The 283-nt window shown below is 71.7% G+C and carries 1 protein-coding gene; it reads right to left on the reverse strand.

The features are described 5' to 3' along the window. Positions 1-82 precede the first annotated feature (82 nt). A partial coding sequence (locus PROKR_RS01755; protein ID WP_036959156.1) for a thioredoxin domain-containing protein occupies positions 83-283 on the reverse strand: 201 nt, incomplete at its 5' end.

Here is a 283-nt window from a genome sequence, read left to right on the forward strand (position 1 = left end):
GTGGAAGCCGGCCGATCCGGCTCCCTGGGGGAGTGCCTCTACCGTAAGTCACGCAAGGCACCTTGCGGGCAACGTCACGTGGCTACTTCCCTCCGTTCTTCACCCGCCAGGCGTCGAGCAACGGCGCGCGGAACCCGCCGAAGGGCTCCTCGCCGGGCAGCTCGACGACGGGGGCGGCGAGGATGCCGGCGGCCTGGAAGGCGGCGGTCGAGGCGGGGGTGAGCGGGACCTCGACGAACTCCAGGCCGTGGCGGTCGAGGTAGCGCTTCACGGCGTCGCACTG

This window comes from Promicromonospora kroppenstedtii DSM 19349 (assembly GCF_000515355.1).
Classification (GTDB): domain Bacteria; phylum Actinomycetota; class Actinomycetes; order Actinomycetales; family Cellulomonadaceae; genus Promicromonospora; species Promicromonospora kroppenstedtii.